The organism is Trinickia sp. Z7 (assembly GCF_056498045.1).
The window spans coordinates 78,866-104,842 of record NZ_JAUEQW010000006.1; the positions used below are offsets into that span (position 1 = coordinate 78,866).

Consider the following 25,977-nt stretch of genomic DNA (forward strand, 5'->3'; position numbering starts at 1 on the left):
CGACATGCAGACGATGACCGAGTCGCCCCTTTTCGACGACGCAGCTTCGGCGCAAGCCGCCGAGGTCGTGCTTGCTTTCCCCGCCATAGAGGAGGTGCTGCCGCATCGCGGCACGATGCGCCTCGTCGACGAAATCGCCGCATGCAGCGACGATACGGTGACCGTGCTGGCCCGCGTCGACGCGCAAGCCTGGTACGCCGATGCGGACGGCGCGATGCCCTCATGGCTCGGCATCGAGCTCATGGCGCAGGCGATCGCGACGCACGTCGGCCTGCTCGCGCTGCGCGCCGGTGGACGGGCGCGGCCCGGGGTTTTGCTCGGGGCGAGCCGCTACGAGGTGCAAGCGCCGTCCTTCGCGCGCGGCGCACGCCTGCGCGTGCACGCGACGGAGCTGCTCAAAAGCGAAGCGGGCCATGGCGCTTACGAATGCACGATCGCGGCCGACGATCGCTGTGTCGCGCAAGCCGTGATCAAAGTGTTTCAACCGAACGATTTCGAAGCGTTTATCGAAGGGAGCTTCACCTCATGAGTAGCCGGCGCGTTCTCGTTACCGGCGCAAGCCGCGGCATCGGCCGCGCGATTGCGTATCGTTTGGCCGCGGACGGTTTCGCCGTTACCGTGCATTGCCGCAGCGGCCTGGATGAAGCGCAGGCCGTCGTCGATGCGATCGTAGCCGCGGGAGGCCGAGCGGCGCTGCTGCCGTTCGATGTGCGCGATCGCGCGGCCTGCCGGGCGGCGCTCGATGCCGACGTCGCAAGCGGTGGCGCTTACTACGGCATCGTGTTGTGCGCGGGGTTGTCGCGCGATGCGGCATTCCCGGCGCTCACCGACGAAGATTGGGACGCGGTGATCGAAACGAGCTTGGACGGCTTCTACAACGTCGTTCAGCCGTTGACGATGCCGATGGTGCGCGCCAAGCAAGGCGGGCGCATCGTGACGATCGCCTCGGTGTCGGGCGTGATGGGCAACCGCGGGCAGGTCAACTATAGCGCCGCCAAGGCCGGGCTCATCGGCGCGACCAAAGCGCTCGCCGTCGAGCTGGCTTCACGCCGCATCACGGTGAACTGCGTCGCGCCCGGGCTCGTCGACACCGAGATGATCGCGGGCCTCGAACACCTCGACGAGGCGCTGCGAGCCGTCCCGATGGGGCGCGTGGGCCGTCCCGACGAGGTGGCGGCGGCGGTCGGCTTTTTGATGTCCGATGCGGCGTCCTATATCACGCGCCAAGTCATCGGCGTCAACGGCGGGATGATCTGATGAAGCGCGTGGTCGTAACCGGAATGGGCGGCGTGACGCCTTTCGGCTCGGATTGGAGCGAGATCGAGGCGGCGCTGCGCAGCAGGCGCAACGCCGTGCGGGTGATGCCCGAGTGGGATTACTTTTCATCGCTGCATACACGGCTCGCATGCCCGTTGCCGAGCACCTTCACGGCGCCGGCCGGATATCCGCGCAAGAAGACGCGGTCGATGGGGCCGGTCTCGATGTACGCGGTGCGGGCGAGCGAGCTCGCGCTGCTCGATGCCGGCCTCGCGGGCGACGCGTCGATCGCCGACGGCCGCATGGGCGTGGCCTACGGATCCTCGTCGGGGTCCGTGCAGCCTATCCGTGCGTTCGGCACGATGCTCGACAGCGGATCGATGCGGGACGTGACATCGAACAGCTACGTGCAGATGATGCCGCACACGACGGCGGTCAACGTCAGCCTGTTTTGGGATTTGAAAGGGCGCATCATCCCGACCTCCTGCGCTTGCGCCTCGGGCAGCCAAGCCATCGGCTACGCCTATGAAGCGATCGCGACGGGCAAGCAATCGCTGATGCTCGCCGGCGGGGCCGAAGAATTGTCGGGGCCGGCCGTGGCGGTGTTCGATACGCTGTATGCGACCAGTACGCGCAACGACGCGCCGCAGTCGACGCCGCGTCCGTTCGATGCCGCGCGCGACGGGCTCGTAGTGGGCGAAGGCGCGGCTACGCTGGTGCTCGAGGAGTACGAGCATGCGTGTGCGCGCGGTGCGGCGATTCACGCCGAGGTAGTTGGCTTCGGATGCAACTCCGACGGCGCGCACATGACCCAGCCGACGGCCGCGACGATGGCGCAAGCCATGCGCTTGGCGCTGGCCGACGCGCAACTGCGGCCCGAAGCGATCGGCTACGTCAATGCGCACGGCACGGCGACCGACCGTGGCGATGTAGCCGAGTGCGCGGCGACGGCCGAAGTGTTCGGCGGCGCGATGCCGATCAGTTCGCTCAAGAGCTACATCGGGCATACGCTCGGTGCATGCGGCGCGATCGAGGCGTGGTGGACGATCGAGATGATGAAGCGCAATTGGTTCGCGCCCACCTTGAACTTGACGACGATCGACCCTGCGTGCGCGCCGCTCGATCACATCATGGGCGAAGCGCGCACGATCGATGCGCAGTGGGCGATGAGCAACAACTTCGCATTCGGCGGCATCAATACCTCGTTGATCTTCGAACGCTGGCGATGAGCGCGGCGATGCGGCCTGACGCGCAGCGCGTCGTCGTGACGGGAATGGGCATCGTTTCATGCCTGGGCAACACGCTCGATGGCGTGGCCGACGCGTTGCGCGCGGGCCGCTGCGGCATCACGCGAATCCCGGCGTGGGCCGAGCGCGGGTTGCGCAGCCATGTCGCCGGCATGGCGTCGCTCGATGGGCAAAGCGCGTTCGGGCGCAAATTCGAGCGCTTCATGGGCGAGACGGCGCGCTTCGCTTGCCATGCAGCGCGCATGGCGATCGACGATGCGGGCTTGGCGCCCGATGCATTGCGCTCGCCGCACGTGGGCGCGGTGATCGGCTCAGGAACGGGCGCGTTATCGGCCTACGATGCGGCGCTCGCGGTGGCGGCTGGCCGTGGCGTCGAGCGAACGCCGCCGTTCGTCGTGCCGCAAGCCATGAGCAGCACGGTCTCGGCCAATGTCGCACACGTCTTCGGCTTGGAGGGCGTCTGCTATTCCCCGTCGTCGGCCTGCACCACATCGGCGCTGGCGATCGGCCAGGCGATGCAACTGATACAAAGCGGGCGGCAGCGCATCGTCTTGGCCGGCGGCAGCGAGGAAGTCCATACGAACACCGCGCTGATGTTCGACGCGATGGGCGCGCTTTCGCACGGCTTCAACGATAGGCCCGAGTGCGCATCGCGGCCTTACGATCTTGCACGCGACGGCTTCGTGCTGGGCTCCGGCGCGGGTGTGCTCGTGCTCGAATCGCTCGAGCATGCGCGCGCGCGCGGTGCATCGATCCATGCGGAACTGACCGGCTTCGGCCAGAGCACCGATGCGCAGACGATGGTTGCGCCGGGTGCGGCCGGCATTGCGCGCGCGATTCGGGCCGCGATCGATGAAGCGCAATGCCGGCCCGACTACATCAACACGCATGCGCCGTCGACGCCGCTTGGCGATGCGCACGAGCTCGAAGCCCTCGCAACCGTGTTCGGCGCGGGCATGCCGGCGTTCTCGTCGACCAAGGCGCTGACGGGTCATCCGCTGGCGGCCGCGGGGGTGCACGAGGCGATCTATACGCTGTTGATGATGCGCGACGGTTTCGTCGCGGGTTGCACGGGTATCGAATCGCCCGATCCCTGCGTGCAGGGCAAACCGATCGTGCGCACGACGTGTGCGGCATCGCTGGCGACAGCCATGTCGATATCGTTCGGCTTCGGCGGCAGTTGCGCGAGCGTGATGTTCGGCGCTTGCGATAGCGCGTGAAGCGTGCGTGCAGCGCTGCTTTTTTCAAAGCAACAACAACGGGGGAATTCAAATGAAAGCGAAGCACCTGATTGTCTTATCCGCCTTCACCGCGATCTCGCATGCGGCGCTTGCCCATACGAACACCACGACCTATCCGCTGAAACCGGTGCTCGATGCCCAGCCCGCGGACAACCAAGTCTCGTTTTACTTCGGCGATGCGGCGCATCCGGACGTCGCAGCCGCGCACGGCGAAGCCAGCGCATCGATCCGCGTCGCGCGCAAGGTCGAGGACGAAACGACCGCATGCAACGAGGCGCTGAGACAAGCGCTGGCGTCGTTGAGAGCCGATGCGGTCAATCACGGCGCGAACGCCGTGGTCGACATCGAAACGAGCTTTCATGGCACGCACAGCGTGTCGTCGAAAGAGTTCGTTTGCGCGACGAGCTTCAGCGCCGCGGCGATCAAAGTTCGCGGCAAGCTCGCGTCGCTCACGGCCAAATGAACCCGGCCGCGCCCTCGGCGCCGCGCACGAGCGCGACGGCGTTACGTCGGAGAAGCAACCGGCTTGCGCGCGGCGACGTTGACGAGCGTTTCGCGCCGTTTACCCGGCTTTGGCCGATGCAGGCCGAGGCGCTCGAGCAGGCCGAAATCTTTCGCGCGGCTCCACCAGAGGTACGGTAGCGAAACGTTGCGGGGGGCGAACTCGAACCCGCCGGCGCGCAGCATGTCGAGGTAGCCGTCCGCGCTTTTCTGGACGTGCATCGGATGGCGGAACAATAGGCGGATGACCCACGACTTGATGTAGGCGTCGGTCGATTCGGCGAACAAGAGCACACCGCCCGGTTTCAGGACGCGATGGAACGCCTCGAGCGCGCGCTCTTGTTCGACCAGATGATGGAAGGTTTGATGGCAAAAGACGATGTCCGCGCAGGCATCGGGAAGCGGTAGCGCGGCGCAGTCGCCGCGCGTCACTTCCACCGGTACGGGCACGTGCCGCGCGGCTTGCTCCGCAAGCGCCAGCGAAGGCTCATGGCAGTCGATGCCGACGATCCGGCTCGGCGCAAAAGCCCGGGCTAACAGCTTGAAGGAGATGCCCTGGCCGCAGCCGGCATCGACGATGACGGGAGCGTGGGAGATGGGGGGATCGATGAGCCGTTTCAGGTCGTCGATGGCAACGCGCAACACGTGGTGTTCCCACGTATGCGTGCGCAAGAACCAAACGCCGAACGCCGTTTCGGGCACGAACGTCGGAATGGCGCGCACGGTAGGCAACGAATTGGATGGCACGTCGGCTTTCCCCGCAACTGGTTGTGTCGTTGTGATGCCGCGGATTGTAATGGCAACCGGCGAAGGTGTGCGCGAAAGCAACCGTATGGCCCGCTTCGCATTTGCAGTAATGACGTAGTCGATAAACAAGGATCGCACAATGAGCAAGGAATTCGGGGAAGTAGAGCAGACGGACGTCGCGATCATCGGGGCGGGACCGGCCGGTGCAGTCGCCGCGGCGCTCTTGGCGCGCGCGGGCAGGTCGGTGCTCGTGCTCGAGCGTCAACACTTCCCGCGCTTTTCGATCGGCGAAAGCCTGCTGCCGCAAAGCATGGCCTACCTCGAAGAGGCCGGGATGCTCCAAGCGGTGGTCGAGGCCGGGTTTCAATACAAGAACGGCGCATCGTTCGTCCATGGCGAGAAGACGTCCTCGTACGACTTCCGAGACAAGCATGCCGCTGGATGGGGCACGACGTATCAAGTCGAGCGCGCGGTATTCGACCAACTGCTGATCGGCCGCGCTGCCGATCAAGGCGTGCAAGTCCGGTTCGGCCATAGCGTGTGCGCGATGCAACCGGGCGCTGCGCCGACGCTCGAGGTTGCCGACGAATCGGGCGTGACCTATCGGGTGGCCGCGCGCTTCGTGCTCGATGCCAGCGGCTTCGGCCGCGTATTACCTCGCCTGCTCGGGCTCGAGACGCCCTCGCGCATGCCGGCGCGCGCGGCGCTCTTCTCTCACGTGCGCGATGCATTGCCGGCAGGCAGCACGGATCGCGACAAGATTTGCGTCGCCGTGCATCCCGAGCGGCGCGACGTCTGGTACTGGATGATTCCGCTCGCTTCGGGGCGGACCTCGATCGGCTGCGTGGCCGATGCCGCGTTTCTCGACGTGCCCGAGGCGCAGCGCGAGGCGAAATTGCGCGAGTTGATGCGCGCGGAGCCGACGATCGGGCGCTTGCTGGGCGATGCGCCGTTCCTGATGCCCGTCAACCGGATCGGCGGCTACTCGGCCAACGTCGAGCGTCTGCATGGCCCCGGCTTCGCCCTGCTCGGCAATGCGGGCGAGTTCCTCGATCCCGTGTTTTCGTCGGGCGTGACGATCGCGCTACGCTCGGCGCATCTAGCCGCGCACACGCTGCTGCGCCAGCTCGACGGCGAGCAGGTCGATTGGGCGGCCAGCTACGACGCGCCGTTGCGCAAGGGCATCGATACGTTCCGCGCCTTTGTCGAGCGTTGGTACACGGGCGAATTGCAGGACATCATCTTCCACGCGAATCAAACCCCGAAGATTCGCCGGATGATCAGCTCGATTTTGGCGGGCTACGCGTGGGACGAAACCAATCCCTACGCGGCCGAGCCCGTGCGGCGGCTTACGGCGTTGCACGAGGCCTGCATGCCCGCGTAGGCCGGCGACCGGCTGCGCGCATCGCCAAGTCGGGCAGGGGACGCCGCGCGATAGGCGGGCGCGGCGCACGTGGCGAACGCCGCGGGCGCGCACTCTCTCATGCGCGGCGATGCGCCTGCTTGCCCGCCGCATAAGTGGCGAGCACGGCGCGATCGTCGCCCAGCATGGCGAAGGCGAAGAGCCACTCCTCGGGCGATTGCGCCAGCGCGGTGCGGCGGGCCAGCAGCGGAGTGGCCTCGGGATCGAGCACGATGAAATCGGCTTCGGCGCCTGGGCGCAGCGTGCCGATCGTATCGTCGAGACCGAGCGCTCGAGCGGCGCCCGCCGTCGCCAGCCAAAACATGCGCGAGGCGGTGAGGTGATGCCCTGTCATGCGGGCCACCTTGTGCGCCTCGTTCATCGTCTGCAGCATCGAGAAGGAGGTGCCGCCGCCCACGTCCGTGCCTAGCGCAACGGGCATTCCCGCTTGCTTCGCTTTCTCGAAATCGAATAAGCCGCTGCCCAGGAACAGATTGGACGTGGGGCAGTGCGAAGCGACCGCGCCGGTTTCGGCCATGCGTGCGCGGTCGTCATCGTCGAGATGGATGCAATGGCCATAGACCGCGCGCCGGCGCAGCAAGCCGTAATGTTCGTAGACCCCCAAATAGCTGCGGTGCCCGGGGAACAGATCGGCGACCCACTTCACTTCATCGGTGTTCTCGGATACATGGCTTTGAATGAAGACGTCGGGATGCAAGCGGGCGAGCGCGCCGCATGCTTCGAGCTGCGCCGGCGTCGAGGTGGGAGCGAAGCGCGGCGTGAGCGCATAGAGTTGACGCCCGCGCTTGTGCCAACGCGCGATCAGCGCGGCGCTGTCGTCGTAGCCCGATTGCGCGGTATCGCGCAAAAACTCCGGGCAGTTGCGATCCATCAATACTTTGCCCGCCACCATGCGCAGATTGCGCGCCTCGCTTGCCTCGAACAGCGCATCGGCCGAACCTGGATGAACCGTGCAGTATGTGAGCGCCGTCGTGGTCCCGCATGCGAGCAACTGATCGAGAAAGAACTCGGCCACGTTCGCGGCATGCTCGGGATCCTCGAAGCTGCGCTCGGTCGGAAACGTATAGGTGTCGAGCCAAGGCAGCAGGCCGGCGGCAGGCGAAGCAATCATTTCCGTTTGCGGATAATGCACGTGCGTATCGATGAAGCCCGGTGCGATCAACTTGCCGGGCCATTGAACGAGCGTGGTTTCCTGGGTGATCCGAGCGCGCAACGCGCTGTATGCGCCCGCCGCGGCGACGCGGCCGTCTTCGACGATGAGCAGGCCGTCTTCCTCGAAGCATGCGCCGCCCGCGGTGGTGGCGGGGTCGCCGACGAAGGTCAGTAATTTGGCGCGAAAGGCGATGCGCTTATCCTGTTGACTCATGATGAAACGTCTCTCGGTGCGATGAAAATGGGCGGGCGGTGCGAGGCCAGGGCGAGCGCCGCCTTCGTTGCGCGCGCAACGAAGGCAAGGCGCAGCGAAGCGGCGGAGCGCGGGCGCGAGGGGCGTCGCGCGGGATATCAGTGCGGCGCCGTGGTCGGTTGTCCCCAGTAGGCGTCGAGCTTCTCGATGAGCGCTTGGCGCTCCTGCGGCGTCACGAACGATGCTTCGAAGCCGTTGCGGATGATCGTGTAGACCTCTTGGTCGGTCAACTCGAGTGCGTCGACCGTGGCGAAGTAATTGGCGTTGACGTAGCCGCCGAAATAAGCCGGATCGTCGGAATTCACCGTCACTGCGACGCCTTGCCCGAGCAGTTGCTTGAGCGTGTGCTGCTTCATGTCGTCGAACACGCGCAGCTTGATGTTCGAGAGCGGGCACACGGTCAGCGCGACGCGCGAATCGGCAAGGCGCGCGACGAGCGCCGCATCCTCGATGCTGCGCACGCCGTGATCGACGCGATCGACTTTGAGCAGATCGAGCGCTTCGTGGATATAAGAAGGCGGCCCTTCCTCGCCCGCGTGAGCGACGAGCTTCAAACCGCGCGCGCGGGCCAGCGCGAAGACACGCTCGAACTTCGAGGGCGGATGCCCGCGTTCGGAGGAATCGAGGCCCACGCCGATGAGCCGGTGCGCGTAGGTGTCGAAAAGCGGCAACGCCGCCTCGTAGGTGGCGAGCGCATCGGACTCGGACAAGTGCCGCAAGAAGCAGAGAATGAGCTTGCTCGTGAGCCCGCGTTGCTCAGCCTCGGCCAGCGCTCGCTCGATGCCGGCGACGGCCGTGCTGATGGCGACGCCGCGCTCCATATGTGTCTGCGGGTCGAAGAAAATCTCCGCGTGGACGACGTTGTCGGCGAGCGCGCGTTCCACATAAGCGGCCGTCATGGTGTAGAAATCGTCCTCCGTCAACAGCACGCTGGCGCCGGCGTAGTAGATGTCGAGAAACGATTGCAAATCGGTGAACTCGTACGCTTTCTTCAATGCCTCGATCGATTCGTAGGTGAGCTTCACGCCGTTGCGTTTGGCGAGCGCGAAGATCACCTCGGGTTCGAGCGAGCCCTCGATGTGAATATGGAGTTCGGCTTTAGGCGCGCCGGCTATCTTCTCAGCGAGTGTTGGTGTCATGATCGTTCAGCGGTTGCGGCGTAAAAAACGGTGGCTCTCGATGGAATGAAACCGCAGACGTGGCGCGGGCCGCCTCGACGGCCTGCAGCAACTGCGCCGCGGCGGAGATTGCAATGACCTCGGGCGCTTTATCGGCGATGCCCTCGACGCCGATCGGGCAGACCATGCGCGCAATTTGCACGGGGTCGATGCCGCTCGCGGCGAGGCGCTGGTCGAGCTGCGTGCGCTTCGTGCGCGAGCCGAGCATGCCGAAGAAAACGAAATCGTCGCGCCGCAAGATGCGCTCGGCGAGCGCCAGATCACGCGCGTGGTCATGCGTCATGACGACGAACGCGGTGCCCGGCGCCGCCTCGTCGACGGCTTGTCCCGGGGGCTCGCTCGCATCCGGCGTCCCCTCGGCGTGCTGCGTGCGCGCCAACGACGGTGGGAGTTGCGCATCGCGCTCGCCCACCCAGCGCACACGGCACGGCAGCGTGGATAGCACTTGGGCGAACGACGCGGCGACATGGCCCGAGCCGAACAGAACGACGGGGAACTCCCTGGAGGCGATCGTTTCCGTGAGCAGGCTGGCGCCAGCGTCGAAGCCGTCGGCATCGGAGAGTAGGCAAGCGGGCAGTCGGGTGGCGGCGTCGGCGTCGACTTCGGTCAGGCGCACGGTGCCTCCCGCGGGGTCGAACGATACGCGGCGCTGCGTGACGAGCCCTGCCTGCATGCGTTTGGCGAGCGAGGCGACCCAATCGAGATCGCGCACGTCGAGCCGCTCGAAGGCGAGCACGACCGCGCCGCCGCAACATTGCCCGAGGCTCGGCCCGAGCGAGAGCCGCTCGAGCCGGCGCAGATGCGGCACGCGCATACCGTCGCGCAGCACTTCGCGGGCGATTTCGATCGCGCGCCATTCGAGATGGCCGCCGCCGATCGTGTGCCGCGCGCTCTCGCGCGTGACGATCATCTTCGCACCTGCCTCGCGCGGCGTGGAGCCCTCGACGTGCGCGACCGTCACGAGCACGACGGCGTCGCCGTGCACGAGCAGTTGCTGCAATTCGGTCAGCCAGGATTGCATAAGGTCCTCGCGCTCCGTTCAAGCCGGGCTGGAGCGCAAGCGTGCCGGGGAGGGCGCGCAGGCGGCGGCAGGCGGTATGTCGGTGGGTGCTGCATGGTCCGTGCCATCCGCGGCGGATGGCGACGGGGTGGCGCAGGCGCGGCGAAGCCGCGGCGATCGAGAGCGGATGGGATGCGTCGTCATAGCCGAATCCTGAAGGGGGGGATCAGGCGCGCGTTACGCAATGGCCGGCCGTTGGCCTCGCGCACGTGGATCGCCATCCATGCTCGAAGATAGCACCGAGACGGCGCAAAGACATCGTTTCCCGCTGATGGGCGCTATCAGGCCGCCGCCATGACGGCGATACGCGTCGCTCGGTGAATGGCTCTGCCGGCGCCTTCCAGGGGCGCACCCGCGCATCGATGTGCATCGGCGCACATCAGATGGAATAAGGACGCCCCGTGCCGCGCCGGCGCCACACGCTCACGACGACGGCGACGAACGTGAGGCCGAACGCGATCAGCGCCCAGCCGGGCAGCAAGATGCCAAGAATCGGCGGGTAGACGGTTTCGCAAAGGCCGGCGACCTTGAACACGCTCGGCAGCCAGTGCGCGGGCGGCAGGCTGTCCACCACCGGCTGCAGTGCGTCGAAGCCGCAACTGAAACCCGGGTTCAGTTGAATGTACAAATGGCGCGCGGCTCCCGCGATGCCGGTGGCGGAGGTGATGGCGATGAGCGTCTCGAACAGCGCGATGCCGCGCCATCCCTTGCGTGCGGCGCCGACGAACGCGAACAGCGCGATGAGCAAGAACAGGTAGCGCTGGATGATGCACAGCGGGCACGGATCTTCGTGCTTGGCGTACTGCAAATAGAGCGCGCCGCCGACGAGGGCGAGGCAAACGAACCCGAGCAGCGCGAGGAGCCTGCGTTCGCGGCGCAGTAGTGACGTGGCGTTCATAAGAGGAAATCGTTCCTTATCTTCATATCGATAAACCGCGCAATTTTAGTGCGCTTTCGCAAAACCGACTGCGTGCCGGGTCCGGCGCGTGCTGCATTGGGCCAGCGGCCGGTATGCGGCAACGCCGCTTCACCGAATCGATTCGAGCACCCGTTCGACGGCGCGCGCGGTGGCGAGCAGCGCATCGTCGGCATGAGGCGCGGCGGCCAGCATCAACCCGACCGGCGCTTGGCCCCGAGGATGGCAGGGCAGCGAGACGGCGCAGGCGTCGAGCAGATTGAATACGCTCGGGTTGCGCAGCACGAGCCCGTTGATGCGGGCGTAGGCAGCGTCGTCGGCATCGCAGTCGGATACGCGCGGCGGCGTGATCGGCACCGTGGGCGCAACGATTGCGTCGAAGCGCCGCCAGAGCGTGTCCTGCGCCGTTTCGAGCAGCGCGGCGCGCTGCGCAAGCAAGTCGAGGTAGTCGGCGGCGGTGGCCCCCGCTCCCTTCTTGATGCGCACGAGCACCCTCGGGTCGTAGCGATCGGCATGCTGCTCGATCAACGGACGATGCCAGGCATACGCCTCCATGCCCGAAAATCCGAAACGGTTGAGCGACACGAGTTGCTCGAGCGGCGCGAAATGGACGTCGGCGAGAATGGCGCCGGCCGCCTCCAGATGTTTCGTCGCGGTTTCGACGGCGAGCGCGACGGCAGGCTCCATGTCGTCGGTGACGTAATGCGTGAGGATGCCCAAGCGCAAGCCCTCGAGCGGGCGCGCGGCGGGCACGTGCGGCTCGAGGCCCGCCAGGATGCGATCGACGAGCACGCAGCACGAGACCGAGACGCCGATCGGCCCGAACGAGTCGAGCGTCGTGGAAAGCGGCACGGCGCCTTGCCGCGGCACTCGGCTCGCGGTCGGCTTGAAGCCCGTGAGACCGCATAGCGCGGCCGGGATGCGAATCGAGCCGCCGGTATCGCTGCCGAGCGCCACGGCCGCCATGCCGTCCGCAACCGAAGCCGCCGCGCCCGAGGACGAGCCGCCGGCAATGCGTGCTTCGCCTGCTTCATTGCGCCGATAAGGCGAGAGCGGGGTGCCGTAGTGCGGATTGAGTCCGAGGCCCGAGTAGGCGAACTCGGTCATGTTGGTCCGCCCGACGATGACGGCGCCGGCGCGCCGCAGACGCGCGACGGCCGGCGCATCGGCGCCCGCGGGCGGGGCGCCGGCCAACACGCGCGAACCGGCGCGCGTGACTTGGCCGGCGACGTCGAACAAGTCCTTCACCGAAACGGGGATGCCGGCGAGCGGCGAGAGCACCGTGCCGGCGGCGCGCAGCCGATCGAGCGCATCGGCGCTTGCGCGGGCGCGCTCGGCGTCGACTTCGAGAAAGACGGTCGAGCCTTGCCCGTTCGGATCGGCGATGCGCTCGAGCGCGGCTTGAACGAGCGCGCGGCTCGTCGTGCGGCCGGTCGCCAGCGCGGCGGCAAGTTCCGCAAGCGGCGGAAACGGAGCGAAATCGGTGGCCATGGCGTGTCCAGATGAAGCGATTGAACTGCACGAAGGGAAAGCAGATGCGCTCGCGGGCCGCAGCGGCATGCGCATTGCGGGGGTACGAGCATCTGTCGGCGCATTGTAGCCGCTGCCCCGGTTTCCCGGACGGCGGCTGCGGGCCCGCCCTCCAGGGGGACAGGCGGCCGGCAAGCGGCGCCGCGTACCGATTACAGGACTGTAATTTGCGACTGATCGATGCGCTGGCGGATAATGAATCATCTTCATCGTTTGCGTGCGAGACGCGCTTGCCCCCTTCATGAGCGAAAACACGCCGCCGAGCGCCGGTCGCCCCGGCCCAGATTCTTCGTCATCGTCCGCTTCCGTTTCCGTTTCGACGGACTCCCCCGGCGCACCTGCCGCGATACCGGCCGCACCCGCGACGCCACCGAGCGAGGCGCCGCCGCAGCCTGCCGCGGGCGCCATCGACGAAACGCCCGCGCTCGCCGCCTCGCGGGCGGCGAGCGACGCATTGGAATCGGCCACGGCCGTCGAACCGGTGCAGGCGAGCGCGCCAACGGCACGCGAAGCACAAGCGGCTCGAGCGCGGGATTCGGCGGCGAAAGACACAACCGCTCAAGAGCAGGCGGCGCAGGCGGCCTATGCTTCGAAGGGCGCGGCTGGCGCCGCGGGCGCGCCGCCCCCCGGCTTCGGGGCGCCTCCCGATTTCGACACGCCGCGTCCGCCGCCCGCCAGCGCCGTGGCGCAAACGCAGCCGGCGTACCTGCGGCAAAACGATTCGGCCTGGAGCGTGCTGGGCCGCACGATCGCGGCTCGCGCACGCCAGCTCTTCGACCGGGCGGGGCAGCGCATCACGCAGCGAACCTTGCGCATCGGCGTATCGGCGCGAATCTTTCATCCCGAGCCAGGCGCACGCGGCTTGCGCGGCAAGACGCTGCAGTACCTCGAGGAATCGGTCGCGCATTGGGTCATGTCGCGCGATGTGATGGTGTTCATGATTCCCACGGTCGGGCATCAAGGGATGCTGCATCCGAGCAACATCCGGCTGCGCGATTACGCGAAGCATCTGGACGGCCTATTACTGCAAGGCGGCGCCGACGTTTCGCCGCAAACGTACGCCGCGAGCGACATGCGGGCCGAATGGCCGGGCGATCGCGTGCGCGACATGTACGAGCTCGAGTTGCTGTACGAATTCGTCGAATCGGGCAAGCCTGTCCTCGGTATTTGCCGCGGATGTCAATTGATCAACGTGGCGTTCGGCGGCACGCTCTATCAGGACATCGCGACCGAGGTGCCGACCGCGGGCATTCACGTCAGCGAGTTTTACGATCAGCATCGTCACTCGGTTCGTTTTCCCGACGGTTCGACGCTCGCAAGCATGTTCCCGGGGCGGCGCGAGGCCGTGGTCAACTCGATCCATCATCAGGCGGTGAAGACACTCGGGCGCGACTTGAACGTCGAGGCCGTGTCCGCGGGCGATGGTCTCATCGAGGCGGTGCGCTACCGGCGCGCACCGTTCGTCGTGGGCGTGCAGTGGCACCCGGAATTTCACCGCGCGGGCGGGGCCGAACTGCTCGATTGCACACCGCTGCTCGATACCTTCTTGAGGGCGGCGCGCGAGACGCGCTTCTGACGTTCCGTTCGTTGCGACGGCTGCCGCAACGAACACGTCGCGATGGGCGCAAAAAGTGTTGACACGATTCAGCGGTTTATACATAATCTCGCTTCTCCGGCGAACACGGGTTAGCGTGTGAGTCAGGGAAGCAAACTGCGGGAGTAGCTCAGTTGGTAGAGCGCAACCTTGCCAAGGTTGAGGTCGCGAGTTCGAGACTCGTCTCCCGCTCCAGTTTCGATCAGGCGCGTCGTGCGGAGCAATCTGCCGAGGCGCTGCGCAGTTGGTGGGAATACGCGGGAGTAGCTCAGTTGGTAGAGCGCAACCTTGCCAAGGTTGAGGTCGCGAGTTCGAGACTCGTCTCCCGCTCCAGGTATAGGGGAAGCTAGGCTTCCCTTTTTGTTTAGCGGCCCCTGCTGGTTCGCTGAACCGATAAGCCGGGACGTTCGCAGCCGTGCGGCGTCGACGCTCCGGCAAATCCGCTTTTGGCGCGATAGCAAAGCGGTTATGCAGCGGCCTGCAAAGCCGTGTAGGCCGGTTCGACTCCGGCTCGCGCCTCCAAGTCCCAAACCCTGACCAGTCTCGGCTCGTCAGGGTTTTTCTTTTGCGACGTCCGAAAGCCACACGGCCTGCGGTTTCCTCCCGTGGATGCTATCCCTACGGTTCCTATTGTGTGGCCGCGGGTTGCGGTTGGCCAGTGCGGCGCTCGAACGGGGAACCGCCCTTGCTTGCGGGCTTGGTTCGCCTTTCGGTTCGCGCGGTTTGGACTTCGTTTCGGCAATGTCGGGCTATTCTCGCCAATCGCCAATCGCCAATCGCCAATCGCCAATCGCCAATCGCCAATCGCCAATCGCCAATCGCCAATCGGTTCCCCGGCCTATTTGGAAGACCAGGCCAGGAGCCGGATGCCGGCTAGCCCGAAGACTACGGCGAGGCATCCGTCCAATGCGCGGCGGGTTCGGGTATAGAGCCGACGGGCTGCGTCCATGGAAAACACGACCGCGTAGCTGCAGAAGACAACGGCCCCGATCGCGGCGCAGCCCGCAATCACGGCGCCGTGCGAAGCGCGTCCATGATCGGACGAGAGCGCCACGATCGACGCCCACACCAAGACGGCCTTGGGGTTGGTCAAATGCAGCAATGCGCCTCGGACGTACAGCGCGCGAAGTGCTTGTGGCCGACCCGCCATCGATGAAGGCGCGATGGCCGAGGCGAGCGCCGTGCGCCTAAACGCCGTGCGCCCTGATTTGAACGCCAGCCACAGCAAATACAGGCCGCCAAAAATCTTGATCGCGAACAGAAATTGCGAATACGCGAGCAGGGCCGCGGCGATGCCCACCGTCGCCACCGTTGCCCAGAACATCGAACCGGAAATGACGCCGAACGCGAAGGCGAGCGCGGCATGGCGCCCTTGCGTGGCCGCGATCGACATGATCGCAAGGTTGCTCGGGCCGGGACTCGCCGTGCCGACGAAATAGGCCGCGTAGGCAAGCAGCAAGTTTGCCGAGAAAAAAGCGTGCGTCGACATAACGAACCTAGGGAATGTGTGGTCGCATCATTGTTGCCCGTTGCGCGCCGACCGCCATGGCCAATTTCCCGGCATTTCGCCGAGCCAGTCGCGTGACGAACGCCTCGCCCAACCGCGGCACTCGATGCGCGCTGCAGCGCCGGGCAGTATGTCCGGCCAACCATCGGCGTCTGGACAGTCGCGCAAATTCGAAGCGCCCTGCAACTCGGTCGACACGAGCGAGCTGCATGGCGTCACGTTCGCTTGCGAGCCGCCTCGGCTAGCATGGCGTCGCCGATCTCGAGTTGTCCTCGCGCTCTGAGCGCTTCACCCGCGCCTTGGATATCGCGCGTTTCTCGGTTCTGCCCCACTTTGCTTTTTCCGATGAGCCGCGTGATGTCCACTTGCAGGCCGACGATCGACTTGAGCAGCGTGTCGACGAAGTCGCTTGGCGCGTCGCTCATTTTCCAGGGCCGCGCCTGCGATGCCTCATGCGTGCGTGTCAATCGAGCGACCACGCCGCGCACGTACTTCTCGTCGTCATGGACGCTGATACGGCCGTAGGCGTGGACTGCAATGTAATTCCAAGTCGGCACGTGTCGATGTGTTTCCTGTTTGCTCGGATACCAATTCGGCGAGATATAGGCGTCGCCCGCCGTGAAGACCACGAGCACCTCGTCTCCGTCCGCCACCTGTTGCCATACCGGATTTGCGCGGGCCACGTGCGCGTGCAACACGCCCAGTTCACTCTCGGCCGAGGCGAGCTCGAACGGCAAGTGGTTGGCGTTCAGCCCGCCCGCGCCGTGGGTGACCAACGTACCGAACGGATGCCGCGCGATATGCGCGTGCAGGATGTCGGTGCGGGGTTCGTTGAATTGGTCGGGTACGTACATGGCGGTTCCACTCGCGGGTAAGGTGCTACTTCCACTGAGACGTCTAAATGAAATGCCGATAGGCTTGGAATCCATTGTGGTGCCGAACTGGTTTATTCTACAGATCCAATTTGGAGCATTTTTAGAAGGCCAGAATTATGGCGAGGACGGCCCGCATTGCCGACATTGCGTCGATCGGCACATTGGACCGCAAGGGCGGCAACCTCAGTCGCCAAGTGGCGCAGGGGCTGCGGGAAGCCGTGCGAAAAGGCGACATCGGGCCCGGCGATGGGTTGCCGTCGACGCGTCTGTTGGCGGCGTCGTTGCGTGTTTCGCGCGGAACGGTGCTGGAAGCCTACGAGCAATTGATCGCCGAGGGTTTTCTGGAAGCGAAGCGGGGCGTGGGTACTCGCGTCGCGCAAGCGTTGGCCGCGGAGCGCGCGCCGCGCGAGGCGCGCTCCAGGCGCTGCCACCCGGCGCCTGCCGATTTGCCGGAAAATGCGACGGCTTTCGCGGCACTCGCGCGGGAATTCACGCCGCTTGCCCAGGTGCCATTTGCGATTTCAGTCCCAGTCGGATTGACTGCCCCCGCGGACGTTTGGCGCCGGCTCGGCAACCGGTTGCGCGCGAAAGGCCCCGGCGCGCCGGCCGGTTATGCCGACCCGCTAGGCGCAAGGTCGTTGCGCGAATCGATCGCCGGCTACGTGCGTAAATCGCGCTCGGTGCGTTGCGAACCGGAGCAGGTGGTCGTGACGAGCGGGACGCAGCAGGGGCTGTTTCTGGCGGCTCAAGTATTGCTTGGCGCGCGCGATCAAGCTTGGGTGGAGAACCCGGCTTATCGCGGCGTCACGGCTGTCCTCGAGCACACGGGCCATCGCGATGCGATGGTTCGGGTGCCGGTAGATGAGGAAGGCATCGACGTGGAAGCGGGAATCCGCCTGGCGCCGCATGCCCGCGCCGCGTTCGTCACTCCTTCGCACCAATACCCCTTGGGCGTGCCGATGAGCATGGCACGCCGTAGCGCGTTGCTGACGTGGGCTCGCGCGCAGCGCGCATGGGTGGTGGAAGACGATTACGACAGCGAGTTGCGCTACGAAGGCTATCCGTTTCCGTCGCTTCAGGGGTTGGATCCCGAGCGCGTGATTTATCTCGGCACGTTCAGCAAGATCCTGTTTCCTTCGTTGCGATTGGGTTATCTGATCGCGCCGGACGATTTGGTCGATGCGTTTTGCGGTGCGCGCGTGCTGATGGATCGTCACCCGCCGAACGCCGATCAACATGTCCTCGCTGCTTTCATGGCCGAGGGGCACCTGGAGCGGCACATTCGAAAGGTGCGCAATGTCTACGCGCAGCAGCGCGCGCAACTGATCGAGACGCTCGGCGCGCTGCTGCCGGACGACTTGGCTTGGGTCGAGCCCGGCGACCAAGGCATGCACCTCGTACTCTGGCTCGCGCCGGGCATCGACGATCGCGCGATCGTGGAAAGGGCCGCGAAGGCGGGCGTTTCGGTGCGTGCGGTCTCGCCCATGTATTCCCCCGGCAGTGAGCGGCCCGGTTTGGTGCTGGGGTTCGGGGGCTTCGACAGCGCGCAAATGTTGGCCGCCGCGCAACGTCTCGCCAGCGTCGTCTGCGACGAGCGAAAGGCTCGACGTAAGCGGCGCACCCCGAGCCGAAAACCGCACGGCTGAGCGCATCGTCGCATTAGGGCGCGCGCGCGCACCAGAAATTGGCGTGAATATGCCTAGGCCAGCAGTGCCGACAAGCGCGCAAACCCCTGCCGATACGTGTGCACGAGGTTGTTGGCAATGTGCTCGAGCCGAACGGGCTCTATCGCAAGGGCGGCGCCCAGCGCTTGCGCCGTTTCGGTGATGTCTACCGCACCGGGCATGTCGGTATCTTCCCAAGTGGCGGCGAACGCCGCTTGTTTGCTTTGCGCGGCAGTCAGGACGGGGTGCAGGAGATTGACGCGCGCAAGGGCGAACGCCGCCGCGACGATTCTGCCGTGCAGACTGCTGCCGCAAAATACGCGGCTGCCTGCGATGAGTGCGCATATGTCCCATAGATTCGGCGAACTCAAGATATGCACCGACGCCGCGCGCATGCGTTGCCGGGTTCGTTCGAACACCGCTAGATCGTCGTGCCAAGGGGCGATGCCGGCGCGGAAGAAGGCGATGCCGAGGCCATTCGCTTGGGCCGCCATGTCCAGTTGCGAGGCGATTTCGTCGAGGGTGCGGTCGTCGCCGAAATCGGCGCTGAACTGCACCGCGATATAGCCGTTGGGACAGGCGTGCCTGATCGAGGCGACCGGTTCCGAAGCGATACGGGCGCGAATCACATCGCCGAAGAGGGCCTCGACCATCACTGCCGGATCGGGCAGAAGCGGTGCGGCGATGCCGCTTGCGGCGAGCGCTTGCTGCGTGACGACGTCTCGCACGGTGACATCCGAGGCGCTTGCCAGCGTTTCGATGACTTGCATACGCATGCCGGCCTCGCAATCGTTCAAATCGACCCCGCCCACTGCGTTGAAGGCCAGTACGCGCGTGTGCGCGAAACGCTCGCGGGGCACGACGTAAGGCGCCCACGCGCGTATGCCGAAATGATGGTCGGCCCATTCGAGCGGCGCCGCTCGCCACGCGGCGCGTTGATCGATGACTGCTTTGGCATGGTCCGCCGACGCCAGCATGACGGCGGCTTCCCATGCATTGCACGTGAGCAGTTCGCCGCCGGCGTGAACGATGTCGACCGGGCGATCGGACCGGGAACCGGCCAATGTCGACACCGCTTCCACCTTGTGACCGCCATAGCGGCTCAGATCGACCTGAGCCAAGCCGGCGATGCGCAAACGCCGCTCTGGCAGCATCTTGGCGGCAATGTGCGCGAACAGCAGATCGCCGAAATTGTGGCGATCGAACGCGCCGAAGATGACCGTTTCAGCGGTGTGTATTGGCTCGGACATGGGTGCGTGGCTCCGTGGCGGCATGCGCGGAAACGAGATGCGATGCATGAATGACAGCCATGCTACGCGCTCGGGCAACGCGGGGCGATTCGGCCGAACGGCATAGTGTTGCGCCAATCGACCCTGCGTGATTTTGCAGCGTGCCATTTACGCGCCGAACGCCTACCTGTGTGTTCGCGCGGGGCATTTCTTTCTCTTCGTCTGAAAATTCTCGCGTATCGCTCAAAGTCTTCCTCCCTTGTTCTACCGTTGCTTTCTCGCGCCGTGGGGTCGAGACATGAGGGAGCGAATATGACTCAATCGACAATGGGCGAAGATCGTATGGGGGTCCTGCGGCGAACCGCTGATCGATCCTCTGCCGGACCAAGTCTCCCATCGCATCGGAGCCTTTCTCGACGCGGAAGTCATCGCCGCGATTCCCGCTTGCCCGGGCCGTCTCGCGGCGGGAAGCCGCATTCACTTCTTGCGCTTGGACCCGATGCGGCAACCCGCCGTGCCTAACTGCGCACTTGCGGAGCCGATTCCAATCGTCGTCGGCGCCAATCAATCAATCGAATCTTCAAGGGAGTCCGCATCGATGGAACAACCTCAGTTGGACATCACCCAATCGTGGGCGCGTCTCGAAGCGTGGTTGCAGGCTCAGCCGCGCGCGATCCCCGGCGGGGTCAACGCCGGCGCGAGCGACGACGACATTCAGGTCCTCGAGGGCGCGCTGGGCGCGAAGCTGCCGGATGACTTCGTCGAAAGCCTGAAGCGGCACAATGGGCAAGCCGATCAGGACGGCGTGTGTTTCGACGGAGAGAGCCTGCTCGACATCCAAGGCATTCTCTCCGAATGGACCACGTGGCGCGACCTTGTGGTGGAAGGAGCATTCGAGGGCATGACGTCCGACCCCGATGCCGGCGTGAAGGACGACTGGTACAACCTCAAATGGATTCCCTTGACTCGAAACGGCATGGGCGACGGCCTATGCATCGACCTCGATCCAGCCCCGGGCGGCACGGTGGGCCAAGTGATCCGCATGCTGCATGACGACGATCGGCGCGAGCGCGTGGCGGCCAGCTTCGCGCAATGGCTTTCCGGGCAGGTCGTCGCGACGATAGCGCTGGAAGATCGGGAAGAATAGGGGAGCGGCGGCCACCATTGGACGGCACGGCTCGACGCAATTGCCCATCGTTCGGCGCTGGCGTTTGCGTCGACCACGCGGGATAATCGCCGGTCATCGAATTCCAGGATTCGCCATGACCGCTCCCATTTCAGACCCGCATCCGTCACTCGAGTGGCGCTGGAAACCGTTCTCGGGACTCACGGCGACCGAGGTGTACGACATGCTCGCGGCGCGCAATGCCGTATTCATCGTCGAACAGCAATGCGTCTATCACGACATCGATGGGCTCGACAAAGATGCATGGCACTTGCTGGCCTATGCACCGGCAGGCCAGGCACGCCCCGATGGAGACCGTGCCGCCGGTCCGAGCCTCGCCGGTTATCTCCGCGTGTTGCTGCCCGATGCGTCCGATGCCGATGTTCGCATTGGCCGGGTGATGACAACGTCTGATTTCCGCCGTATCGGGTTGGGCAGCGCGATGCTGGAGCAGGCGCTCAAGCATATCGTGGCGCAGTGGCCCGAGGCCGCCATCAAGTTGCACGCGCAGGCCCATCTGCAAATGTTCTATGGCGCGTTCGGCTTCGAGCCGATATCGGAGGTCCACGACGACGACGGGATCCCGCACATTTGGATGCGCTCGACCTGATCGGCCGAAGCGTAGGGCGGCCCGTGTCACGGCCACCTGCCGCTGCGTCTTTCAGTGAGCATGCGCCGGCGCGGAAGGCTCCGCGCGGCGCGGCGTCTCCCGCCGTTCTTCGAGCATCCGTTCGCGTGCCGAGAGCCGCATCCAATGCCGCAGTGCGATCAACGCGCCGAACACGCTCATCATCGATCCGGGAATCCACAGCAGCAGCCCGCCGATCTGTTGATCGCGGATCGGGCTGAGCCAAGTGAACGCACGGCCGCAGATCGAATAGATCGGATAGAGCTCATGCGGCGTGAAGAAGATCAGCGCCCCCAGCACGATTTGCGGCGGTATCGCGGCGATCACCATCATGATGCGTCGTCCAGGCGACAATCGCGCGGGCGGCGCGGGACGCGGATCGAGCACGAGCCACCAGAACAACAAGCCGTCTACGACCATGCTCCAGTTCATGATGCGATAGAGCCGCCAGTCGAGCATGGCCTTGAAATGAATCGGCGAAAGCAGCCAGAAGTAGATCAATCCGACGAACAGCAAAACCGCGACCACCGGGTTGAACACGACGTCGAGCGTCAGGCGCACGGCCTTCGTTTTCATCGCCGGCGCGACGAAGCGCCGGCGCCAGCGAAAGGGAATGCCGGCGCGTAGCGCAGCGCCGGGATACGCCCACGCGATGAAAAACGGCCCGAGATGATGCAGCACGAGGTGTTGCAATCGGTGCATGAAGAATTCGTGCTCGAAGAAGTAGTCGAGGCGCGTATGCAGCGCGACATAAAGCGCAACCAGCCCGAACCAGAACGACGCCTGCCGTAGCGGCGACACGCGCGCATGCCGCGCACCGCGCGCGAACAGAATCGCGGCGGCGAGCACGGCAACGACGACCGTCGGCGACGGTTCCCAGGGATCGAGCCAGTAAAGCAGGTTCATCGCGGCGGCCGGTTCACTTCGCCGTGGCGGGCGATTTCACCGCGAAGGGCGTGTCGAGCGTTTCGCCGTCGGAGAACTGCAGCTTCAGATGCACGGTATCCCCGGGCGCGATCTTGCGGGTCGGCTCTTCCAGCATGATGTGATAACCGACCGGCGCGATGGTCAGGCTCCCGTGTGCCGGCACCGTGGCCTTCTCGACCATCACCATGTTCGTGGTCGAGCCGTTCGACACCGTTTGGTGCAGCATGGCGCTGCCGTAGTCGGGGCTCGTCACGTCCGTGAGATCGATGTTCTTCTCGCTCGCATTGGTGAGCGTCACATAGCCGGCTGCCGGGAGATTGTTCGGTAGCCAGCGCACCCACGCGTGCGATGCGGTGATCGCCTGTGTGCCTGCCGCATGGGCAGGGGCGCTCGCTACGGCGCACGCGCTCAGAAGCGCGGCGACGAGCGCCGCGGGACGGTGGTGAGTGGGGCGAGATGTCGTCTGCATGATTCGTTGGAGAATGAAAGGTTCACGTTGTCGATGGTTTGCGTCGTGCCGATCCACCGAAGGCCGATCGATGAACGACGGGCCGGCGGCAAGCGAGCGCCGCGCCGCTTCATGGTGCGCGATCGCCGTCAAGTACCGTCCTCGATCACGCGACGCAAATCGTGCGCGATGGCGTCAGGCGAATCGCCGCTCGTAGCCAGTAGTCGCGCGTGCCCCGCGCGGTCGAAGACGTATACGGCCGAGCTGTGCGTGACCTCGTAGCTGCCCTTCGGATCGCGCTTTTCCATCTGATACGCGATGCGGTAGCGTTTGGCGAGCGATTCGACCTGGGCGTTCGTGCCCGTCAGCCCCCGGATGTGCTCGGCGTCGAACGCGCCGACGTAGGCGTGCAGCGCTTGCGGCGTGTCGCGCGCAGGGTCGACGGAAATGAACAGGATACGCACTTGCTTGGCGTCCGCCGCCGGCAATTTCTCCAGCACTTGCATCAAGCGCGCCATCGTTTCGGGGCATACGTCGGGACAATGGGTGTAGCCGAAATAGACGAGCGTCGTTCGACCTTCGAACGCCGCCGCGTTCACGGTTCGCCCCGTGTCCTCGGTCAACTGGAACGCGAGATCGGGCAGGTGGCCGCTCACGTCGGTCAACTGCCACGGACCGTGACCGTCGTCGTGGGAACAACCGGCAATGAGCGCAGCGCAGGCGAGTATCATCATCGTCCAGCAGGCGCGCGCGCGTCGGCTCGCGGCTTGCGCTGCACGAGGATGGCGAGCGAAGGCGGACGAGGCGAAGGCGGGCGAGGCCGGTTCGCCGCACGGCGAGCCGACGCCGGGAACATATGGCGGCATCTGTGACTCTGTGAGAGTGCGCCAGCATTTTCGCGCCGCCCTTCGCGGGCAGCGCCCAGCAGGCGGCTGCGAGGCTGCGACTATAGCGCAATTGCCCGACCGTTGCCTTTCGCCGGGCGCGTCTGATTGGCGCCGAGGCAATATGTCGCGGGAGAGGGCAAGATACGGGGCGCATGGACCCGCGTTGGCACCCCGCCGGGCTTGGGCCGGCGGCTTCGAGGCATTTCGGGGCATTGTTACTCGAAAAGCCGCTGCGGGCGCGGTAATATGCGCAAACTTTTCCGGTTTCGATCGGCTGTAAGGCCGGTCGCGACTGTTACGCGAATCAGCTGATGCAACCCTTACCGGCTTTTTTACCTCCTAGCGAGACAGCGTTCTTCTTCGACTTCGACGGCACGCTCGTCGAACTCGCGCCCACGCCCGACGGCATCATCGTGCCGCCGGCCGTGGTCGATGCGCTCACACGATTGCGGCGCTTGACGCACGGCGCCGTCGCCGTCGTTTCGGGGCGCGGCATCGATAGCATCGACGGCTTTCTCGGCCTTCCCGATCTGCCCATTGCCGGCTTGCACGGCGCCGAGCGCCGCGATGCGAGCGGCGATACGGTGCGTCTGGGTTTCAACGACGAACGCTTGCTGCGCATGGAGCGGGTGCTGGCCGATCTCGTCAACGCTCATCCCGGCACGCTGCTCGAGATCAAGGGCGCGGCGCTCGCGTTGCACTATCGCAATGCGCCGTTGGCCGAAACCGTCGCGCGCGAAGCGACGGAGCGCCTCGTCGCGCAACATGCCGATGCGTACGTGTTGCAGCCGGGCAAGATGGTGTACGAAATCAAGCCGAAGAACGTCGACAAAGGCCGTGCGCTCGCCGCCTTCCTCGATGAGCCCCCGTTCGCGGGACGCACGCCGGTGTTCGCCGGGGACGACTTGACCGATGAAAAGGCGTTCGCCGTCGTCAATGAGCGCGGCGGGCTTTCTATCAAGGTCGGCGCGGGCGAGACGTCCGCGCGCGCGCGCATCGATTCGGTCGGCGCGTTCGTCGGCTGGCTCGGGGACATCATCGCCGCCGCGCAACGCACCTCATGAGCCGTCTGATCATCGTTTCGAACCGGGTCGCGCCGATCTCGGAAGGCGGCCCGGCGGCCGGCGGCTTGGCAGTCGGCGTGTACGACGCGCTCAAGGAAACCGGCGGCATGTGGTTCGGCTGGAGCGGCGAGGTCGTCTCGTCGGGCCAGCCGCAGTTGCAGCTCGTCGAACAAGGCCCAGTGACTTTCGCGACGATCGGGCTCGCGCGGCGCGATTACGACCAGTACTACCGCGGTTTCTCGAACGCGACGTTATGGCCGGCGTTCCACTACCGTGCCGATCTGATCCAGTACGACCGTCACGATTTCGAAGGTTATTGGCGTGTCAATACGTGGCTTGCGCAGCAGCTCGTGCCGCTTCTGCGTCCCGACGACGTGATCTGGGTCCACGATTACCATCTGATTCCTTTCGCGCAAGCGTTGCGAGCGGCGGGCGTGCGCAACCGCGTCGGATTCTTCCTGCATATCCCGTTTCCGGCCGCACAGGTGTTGTTGGCCGTGCCGCCGCACCGCGCGTTGGTCGAGGCGCTGTGCTCGTTCGATCTACTCGGCTTTCAGACCCAAGCGGACGTGCGCGCATTTTGCGACTACGTGAGTCACGAGGGCGCCGGCGACATCGACGGCGGCGAGCGAGGCGCGCCATTCGTCGCCGGTGCGCCGGCGCACGTGCACGCGTTCGGACGCTCGCTGCGCGCGGCGGCTTATCCGATCGGCGTCTATCCCGACGAAATCGCGCAACTGGCCAAAGCGGGCGCGCGCGGCAAATCGGTTCGCACCATGCGGCAGACGCTGCACGAGCGCAAACTCATCATGAGCGTCGACCGGCTGGACTATTCGAAGGGGCTGGTGGAGCGTTTCCGCGCTTTCGAGCGGCTGCTCGATCAGGCGCCGGCTTGCCGCAACAACGTCTCGTTCGTGCAGATCGCGCCGCCCACGCGTGCCGACATGCATGCCTATCAGGACATCCGCTTGCGGCTCGAAACGGAGCTCGGGCGCATCAACGGGCGCTTCGCCGAACTCGACTGGACGCCGATTCGCTACATTCACCGGCAATACGAGCGCTCGGTCCTGGCCGCGCTGTTCCGGGAATCGCACGTGGGCTATGTCACGCCGCTGCGCGACGGCATGAACCTCGTTGCCAAGGAGTATGTGGCGGCGCAGGACCCCGACGATCCCGGCGTGCTCGTGCTGTCGCGCTTCGCGGGCGCAGCCGACGAATTGACCGGGGCGCTCATCGTCAATCCGGTCGATATCGACGGCATGGCGCAGGCGCTTGCTCACGCGCTTTCGATGCCGCTTGCCGAACGCCGCTCGCGCTATCGCGACATGATGGCGCAACTGCGCGGCAACAATGTCTCGGTGTGGCGCGATACGTTTTTGCGCGACCTTGCGCAGGCGGGCGAGCCGCAGCTCGTGGAAAAGCCGGCGCGCGCGAAACGCACCGCGCCGCGCGGTAAGGCAGTGCGCAAGGGCGTTGCGGCTTGA

General features: G+C 65.5%; 24 protein-coding genes and 3 tRNA genes. 15 read left to right on the forward strand and 12 right to left on the reverse strand.

All coding sequences use genetic code 11. The features are described from left to right. Positions 1–13: 13 nt before the first annotated feature. From QQS38_RS12780 to QQS38_RS12800, 5 genes are read left to right on the forward strand one after another with little or no spacing between them, the layout of a single operon-like run. Complete coding sequence (locus tag QQS38_RS12780) at positions 14–529, forward strand: hotdog family protein (protein WP_479645968.1); 516 nt, start codon at positions 14–16, stop codon at positions 527–529. Beyond that, positions 526–1,257, forward strand: a complete 732-nt coding sequence (locus QQS38_RS12785; protein WP_479645750.1) for a 3-ketoacyl-ACP reductase FabG2 — start codon at positions 526–528, stop codon at positions 1,255–1,257. The genes QQS38_RS12780 and QQS38_RS12785 overlap by 4 nt, the downstream gene beginning before the upstream one ends. After that, positions 1,257–2,486, forward strand: a complete 1,230-nt coding sequence (locus tag QQS38_RS12790) for a beta-ketoacyl-ACP synthase (protein ID WP_479645751.1) — start codon at positions 1,257–1,259, stop codon at positions 2,484–2,486. The genes QQS38_RS12785 and QQS38_RS12790 overlap by 1 nt, the downstream gene beginning before the upstream one ends. Continuing rightward, positions 2,483–3,724: a beta-ketoacyl synthase N-terminal-like domain-containing protein gene (locus tag QQS38_RS12795; protein ID WP_479645752.1), complete on the forward strand. Its 1,242-nt coding sequence runs from the start codon at positions 2,483–2,485 to the stop codon at positions 3,722–3,724. The genes QQS38_RS12790 and QQS38_RS12795 overlap by 4 nt, the downstream gene beginning before the upstream one ends. A 52-nt stretch (positions 3,725–3,776) precedes the next feature. Then, positions 3,777–4,208: a hypothetical protein gene (locus QQS38_RS12800; protein ID WP_479645753.1), complete on the forward strand. Its 432-nt coding sequence runs from the start codon at positions 3,777–3,779 to the stop codon at positions 4,206–4,208. Between the two features lie 41 nt (positions 4,209–4,249). On the opposite strand, the gene QQS38_RS12805 is transcribed toward QQS38_RS12800, so the two are convergent. Next, positions 4,250–4,993 (reverse strand): class I SAM-dependent methyltransferase, encoded by a 744-nt coding sequence (locus QQS38_RS12805; protein WP_479645754.1) that lies wholly within the window; start codon positions 4,991–4,993, stop codon positions 4,250–4,252. A gap of 139 nt (positions 4,994–5,132) precedes the next feature. Between QQS38_RS12805 and QQS38_RS12810 the strand changes: the two genes are divergently transcribed. After that, positions 5,133–6,377, forward strand: coding sequence for an NAD(P)/FAD-dependent oxidoreductase (locus QQS38_RS12810; protein WP_479645755.1), 1,245 nt, complete (start codon positions 5,133–5,135; stop codon positions 6,375–6,377). A gap of 97 nt (positions 6,378–6,474) precedes the next feature. Here QQS38_RS12810 and guaD read toward each other — a convergent pair whose 3' ends face one another. The 5 genes from guaD to QQS38_RS12835 all read right to left on the reverse strand — a co-directional run bounded on the left by guaD (position 6,475) and on the right by QQS38_RS12835 (position 12,466). After that, positions 6,475–7,782: a guanine deaminase gene (guaD, locus tag QQS38_RS12815; protein WP_479645756.1), complete on the reverse strand. Its 1,308-nt coding sequence runs from the start codon at positions 7,780–7,782 to the stop codon at positions 6,475–6,477. A 137-nt stretch (positions 7,783–7,919) separates the two neighbouring features. Next, complete coding sequence (locus QQS38_RS12820; RefSeq protein WP_479645757.1) at positions 7,920–8,960, reverse strand: adenosine deaminase; 1,041 nt, start codon at positions 8,958–8,960, stop codon at positions 7,920–7,922. Further along, entirely contained in the window at positions 8,941–10,020 is a 1,080-nt protein-coding gene (xdhC, locus tag QQS38_RS12825) for a xanthine dehydrogenase accessory protein XdhC (protein WP_479645758.1), read from the reverse strand. Before xdhC ends, QQS38_RS12820 begins: the two co-directional genes overlap by 20 nt. Positions 10,021–10,438: 418 nt before the next feature. Then, entirely contained in the window at positions 10,439–10,957 is a 519-nt protein-coding gene (locus tag QQS38_RS12830) for a disulfide bond formation protein B (protein ID WP_479645759.1), read from the reverse strand. A 129-nt stretch (positions 10,958–11,086) separates the two neighbouring features. Then, the gene (locus QQS38_RS12835; protein ID WP_479645760.1) at positions 11,087–12,466 is read right to left on the reverse strand and encodes an amidase; all 1,380 of its coding nucleotides are present in this window, start codon (positions 12,464–12,466) and stop codon (positions 11,087–11,089) included. A 280-nt stretch (positions 12,467–12,746) separates the two neighbouring features. Here QQS38_RS12835 and QQS38_RS12840 point away from each other — a divergent pair, with 280 nt between their 5' ends. The 4 genes from QQS38_RS12840 (at position 12,747) to QQS38_RS12855 (ending at position 14,621) form a co-directional block, all read left to right on the forward strand. Further along, on the forward strand, positions 12,747–14,081 hold the full coding sequence (locus QQS38_RS12840) for a gamma-glutamyl-gamma-aminobutyrate hydrolase family protein (protein ID WP_479645761.1): 1,335 nt from the start codon (positions 12,747–12,749) through the stop codon (positions 14,079–14,081). A gap of 137 nt (positions 14,082–14,218) precedes the next feature. Continuing rightward, positions 14,219–14,294, forward strand: a tRNA-Gly gene (locus tag QQS38_RS12845). Positions 14,295–14,356: 62 nt separating this feature from the next. Beyond that, positions 14,357–14,432, forward strand: a tRNA-Gly gene (locus tag QQS38_RS12850). Positions 14,433–14,547: 115 nt separating this feature from the next. Beyond that, positions 14,548–14,621, forward strand: a tRNA-Cys gene (locus QQS38_RS12855). Between the two features lie 316 nt (positions 14,622–14,937). On the opposite strand, the gene QQS38_RS12860 is transcribed toward QQS38_RS12855, so the two are convergent. Both QQS38_RS12860 and QQS38_RS12865 read right to left on the reverse strand, forming a co-directional pair. Next, positions 14,938–15,588, reverse strand: a complete 651-nt coding sequence (locus QQS38_RS12860; RefSeq protein ID WP_479645762.1) for a LysE family translocator — start codon at positions 15,586–15,588, stop codon at positions 14,938–14,940. Positions 15,589–15,821: 233 nt separating this feature from the next. Further along, on the reverse strand, positions 15,822–16,460 hold the full coding sequence (locus QQS38_RS12865; protein ID WP_479645763.1) for an FMN-binding negative transcriptional regulator: 639 nt from the start codon (positions 16,458–16,460) through the stop codon (positions 15,822–15,824). 137 nt (positions 16,461–16,597) lie between these two features. Between QQS38_RS12865 and pdxR the strand changes: the two genes are divergently transcribed. After that, a complete protein-coding gene (gene pdxR, locus QQS38_RS12870) occupies positions 16,598–18,127 on the forward strand; it encodes a MocR-like pyridoxine biosynthesis transcription factor PdxR (protein WP_479645764.1) in 1,530 nt (509 codons plus the stop codon). 53 nt (positions 18,128–18,180) lie between these two features. Here the strand turns inward: pdxR and QQS38_RS12875 are convergent, their stop codons facing one another. Next, positions 18,181–19,395, reverse strand: a complete 1,215-nt coding sequence (locus QQS38_RS12875; RefSeq protein WP_479645765.1) for a polysaccharide pyruvyl transferase family protein — start codon at positions 19,393–19,395, stop codon at positions 18,181–18,183. A gap of 577 nt (positions 19,396–19,972) precedes the next feature. Here QQS38_RS12875 and QQS38_RS12880 point away from each other — a divergent pair. Then, positions 19,973–20,521, forward strand: coding sequence for an SMI1/KNR4 family protein (locus tag QQS38_RS12880; RefSeq protein WP_479645766.1), 549 nt, complete (start codon positions 19,973–19,975; stop codon positions 20,519–20,521). Positions 20,522–20,636: 115 nt separating this feature from the next. Continuing rightward, a complete protein-coding gene (locus QQS38_RS12885; protein ID WP_479645767.1) occupies positions 20,637–21,149 on the forward strand; it encodes a GNAT family N-acetyltransferase in 513 nt (170 codons plus the stop codon). A gap of 51 nt (positions 21,150–21,200) precedes the next feature. Here the strand turns inward: QQS38_RS12885 and QQS38_RS12890 are convergent, their stop codons facing one another. The 3 genes from QQS38_RS12890 to QQS38_RS12900 form a co-directional block, all read right to left on the reverse strand. Beyond that, positions 21,201–22,073, reverse strand: a complete 873-nt coding sequence (locus tag QQS38_RS12890; protein ID WP_479645768.1) for a cytochrome c oxidase assembly protein — start codon at positions 22,071–22,073, stop codon at positions 21,201–21,203. A 13-nt stretch (positions 22,074–22,086) separates the two neighbouring features. Further along, positions 22,087–22,563, reverse strand: coding sequence for a copper chaperone PCu(A)C (locus tag QQS38_RS12895; RefSeq protein WP_479645769.1), 477 nt, complete (start codon positions 22,561–22,563; stop codon positions 22,087–22,089). A 128-nt stretch (positions 22,564–22,691) separates the two neighbouring features. Then, positions 22,692–23,408 carry an SCO family protein gene (locus QQS38_RS12900; protein ID WP_479645770.1) on the reverse strand — a complete coding sequence of 239 codons (717 nt, stop codon included), beginning with the start codon at positions 23,406–23,408 and terminating at the stop codon, positions 22,692–22,694. Between the two features lie 332 nt (positions 23,409–23,740). Here QQS38_RS12900 and otsB point away from each other — a divergent pair, with 332 nt between their 5' ends. Both otsB and otsA read left to right on the forward strand, forming a co-directional pair. Beyond that, positions 23,741–24,493 (forward strand): trehalose-phosphatase, encoded by a 753-nt coding sequence (otsB, locus tag QQS38_RS12905; RefSeq protein ID WP_479645771.1) that lies wholly within the window; start codon positions 23,741–23,743, stop codon positions 24,491–24,493. After that, the gene (gene otsA / locus QQS38_RS12910; RefSeq protein WP_479645772.1) at positions 24,490–25,977 is read left to right on the forward strand and encodes an alpha,alpha-trehalose-phosphate synthase (UDP-forming); all 1,488 of its coding nucleotides are present in this window, start codon (positions 24,490–24,492) and stop codon (positions 25,975–25,977) included. Before otsB ends, otsA begins: the two co-directional genes overlap by 4 nt.

Excerpts from the sequence above, each read along its gene's own strand:
- QQS38_RS12780 (WP_479645968.1), top strand. The coding sequence starts at position 14 with ATGACCGAGTCGCCCCTTTTCGACGACGCAGCTTCGGCGCAAGCCGCC.
- QQS38_RS12785 (WP_479645750.1), top strand. The coding sequence starts at position 526 with ATGAGTAGCCGGCGCGTTCTCGTTACCGGCGCAAGCCGCGGCATCGGC.
- QQS38_RS12790 (WP_479645751.1), top strand. The coding sequence starts at position 1,257 with ATGAAGCGCGTGGTCGTAACCGGAATGGGCGGCGTGACGCCTTTCGGC.
- QQS38_RS12795 (WP_479645752.1), top strand. The coding sequence starts at position 2,483 with ATGAGCGCGGCGATGCGGCCTGACGCGCAGCGCGTCGTCGTGACGGGA.
- QQS38_RS12800 (WP_479645753.1), top strand. The coding sequence starts at position 3,777 with ATGAAAGCGAAGCACCTGATTGTCTTATCCGCCTTCACCGCGATCTCG.
- QQS38_RS12810 (WP_479645755.1), top strand. The coding sequence starts at position 5,133 with ATGAGCAAGGAATTCGGGGAAGTAGAGCAGACGGACGTCGCGATCATC.
- guaD (WP_479645756.1), bottom strand. The coding sequence starts at position 7,782 with ATGAGTCAACAGGATAAGCGCATCGCCTTTCGCGCCAAATTACTGACC.
- QQS38_RS12820 (WP_479645757.1), bottom strand. The coding sequence starts at position 8,960 with ATGACACCAACACTCGCTGAGAAGATAGCCGGCGCGCCTAAAGCCGAA.
- xdhC (WP_479645758.1), bottom strand. The coding sequence starts at position 10,020 with ATGCAATCCTGGCTGACCGAATTGCAGCAACTGCTCGTGCACGGCGAC.
- QQS38_RS12830 (WP_479645759.1), bottom strand. The coding sequence starts at position 10,957 with ATGAACGCCACGTCACTACTGCGCCGCGAACGCAGGCTCCTCGCGCTG.
- QQS38_RS12835 (WP_479645760.1), bottom strand. The coding sequence starts at position 12,466 with ATGGCCACCGATTTCGCTCCGTTTCCGCCGCTTGCGGAACTTGCCGCC.
- QQS38_RS12840 (WP_479645761.1), top strand. The coding sequence starts at position 12,747 with ATGAGCGAAAACACGCCGCCGAGCGCCGGTCGCCCCGGCCCAGATTCT.
- QQS38_RS12860 (WP_479645762.1), bottom strand. The coding sequence starts at position 15,588 with ATGTCGACGCACGCTTTTTTCTCGGCAAACTTGCTGCTTGCCTACGCG.
- QQS38_RS12865 (WP_479645763.1), bottom strand. The coding sequence starts at position 16,460 with ATGTACGTACCCGACCAATTCAACGAACCCCGCACCGACATCCTGCAC.
- pdxR (WP_479645764.1), top strand. The coding sequence starts at position 16,598 with ATGGCGAGGACGGCCCGCATTGCCGACATTGCGTCGATCGGCACATTG.
- QQS38_RS12875 (WP_479645765.1), bottom strand. The coding sequence starts at position 19,395 with ATGTCCGAGCCAATACACACCGCTGAAACGGTCATCTTCGGCGCGTTC.
- QQS38_RS12880 (WP_479645766.1), top strand. The coding sequence starts at position 19,973 with ATGGAACAACCTCAGTTGGACATCACCCAATCGTGGGCGCGTCTCGAA.
- QQS38_RS12885 (WP_479645767.1), top strand. The coding sequence starts at position 20,637 with ATGACCGCTCCCATTTCAGACCCGCATCCGTCACTCGAGTGGCGCTGG.
- QQS38_RS12890 (WP_479645768.1), bottom strand. The coding sequence starts at position 22,073 with ATGAACCTGCTTTACTGGCTCGATCCCTGGGAACCGTCGCCGACGGTC.
- QQS38_RS12895 (WP_479645769.1), bottom strand. The coding sequence starts at position 22,563 with ATGCAGACGACATCTCGCCCCACTCACCACCGTCCCGCGGCGCTCGTC.
- QQS38_RS12900 (WP_479645770.1), bottom strand. The coding sequence starts at position 23,408 with ATGCCGCCATATGTTCCCGGCGTCGGCTCGCCGTGCGGCGAACCGGCC.
- otsB (WP_479645771.1), top strand. The coding sequence starts at position 23,741 with ATGCAACCCTTACCGGCTTTTTTACCTCCTAGCGAGACAGCGTTCTTC.
- otsA (WP_479645772.1), top strand. The coding sequence starts at position 24,490 with ATGAGCCGTCTGATCATCGTTTCGAACCGGGTCGCGCCGATCTCGGAA.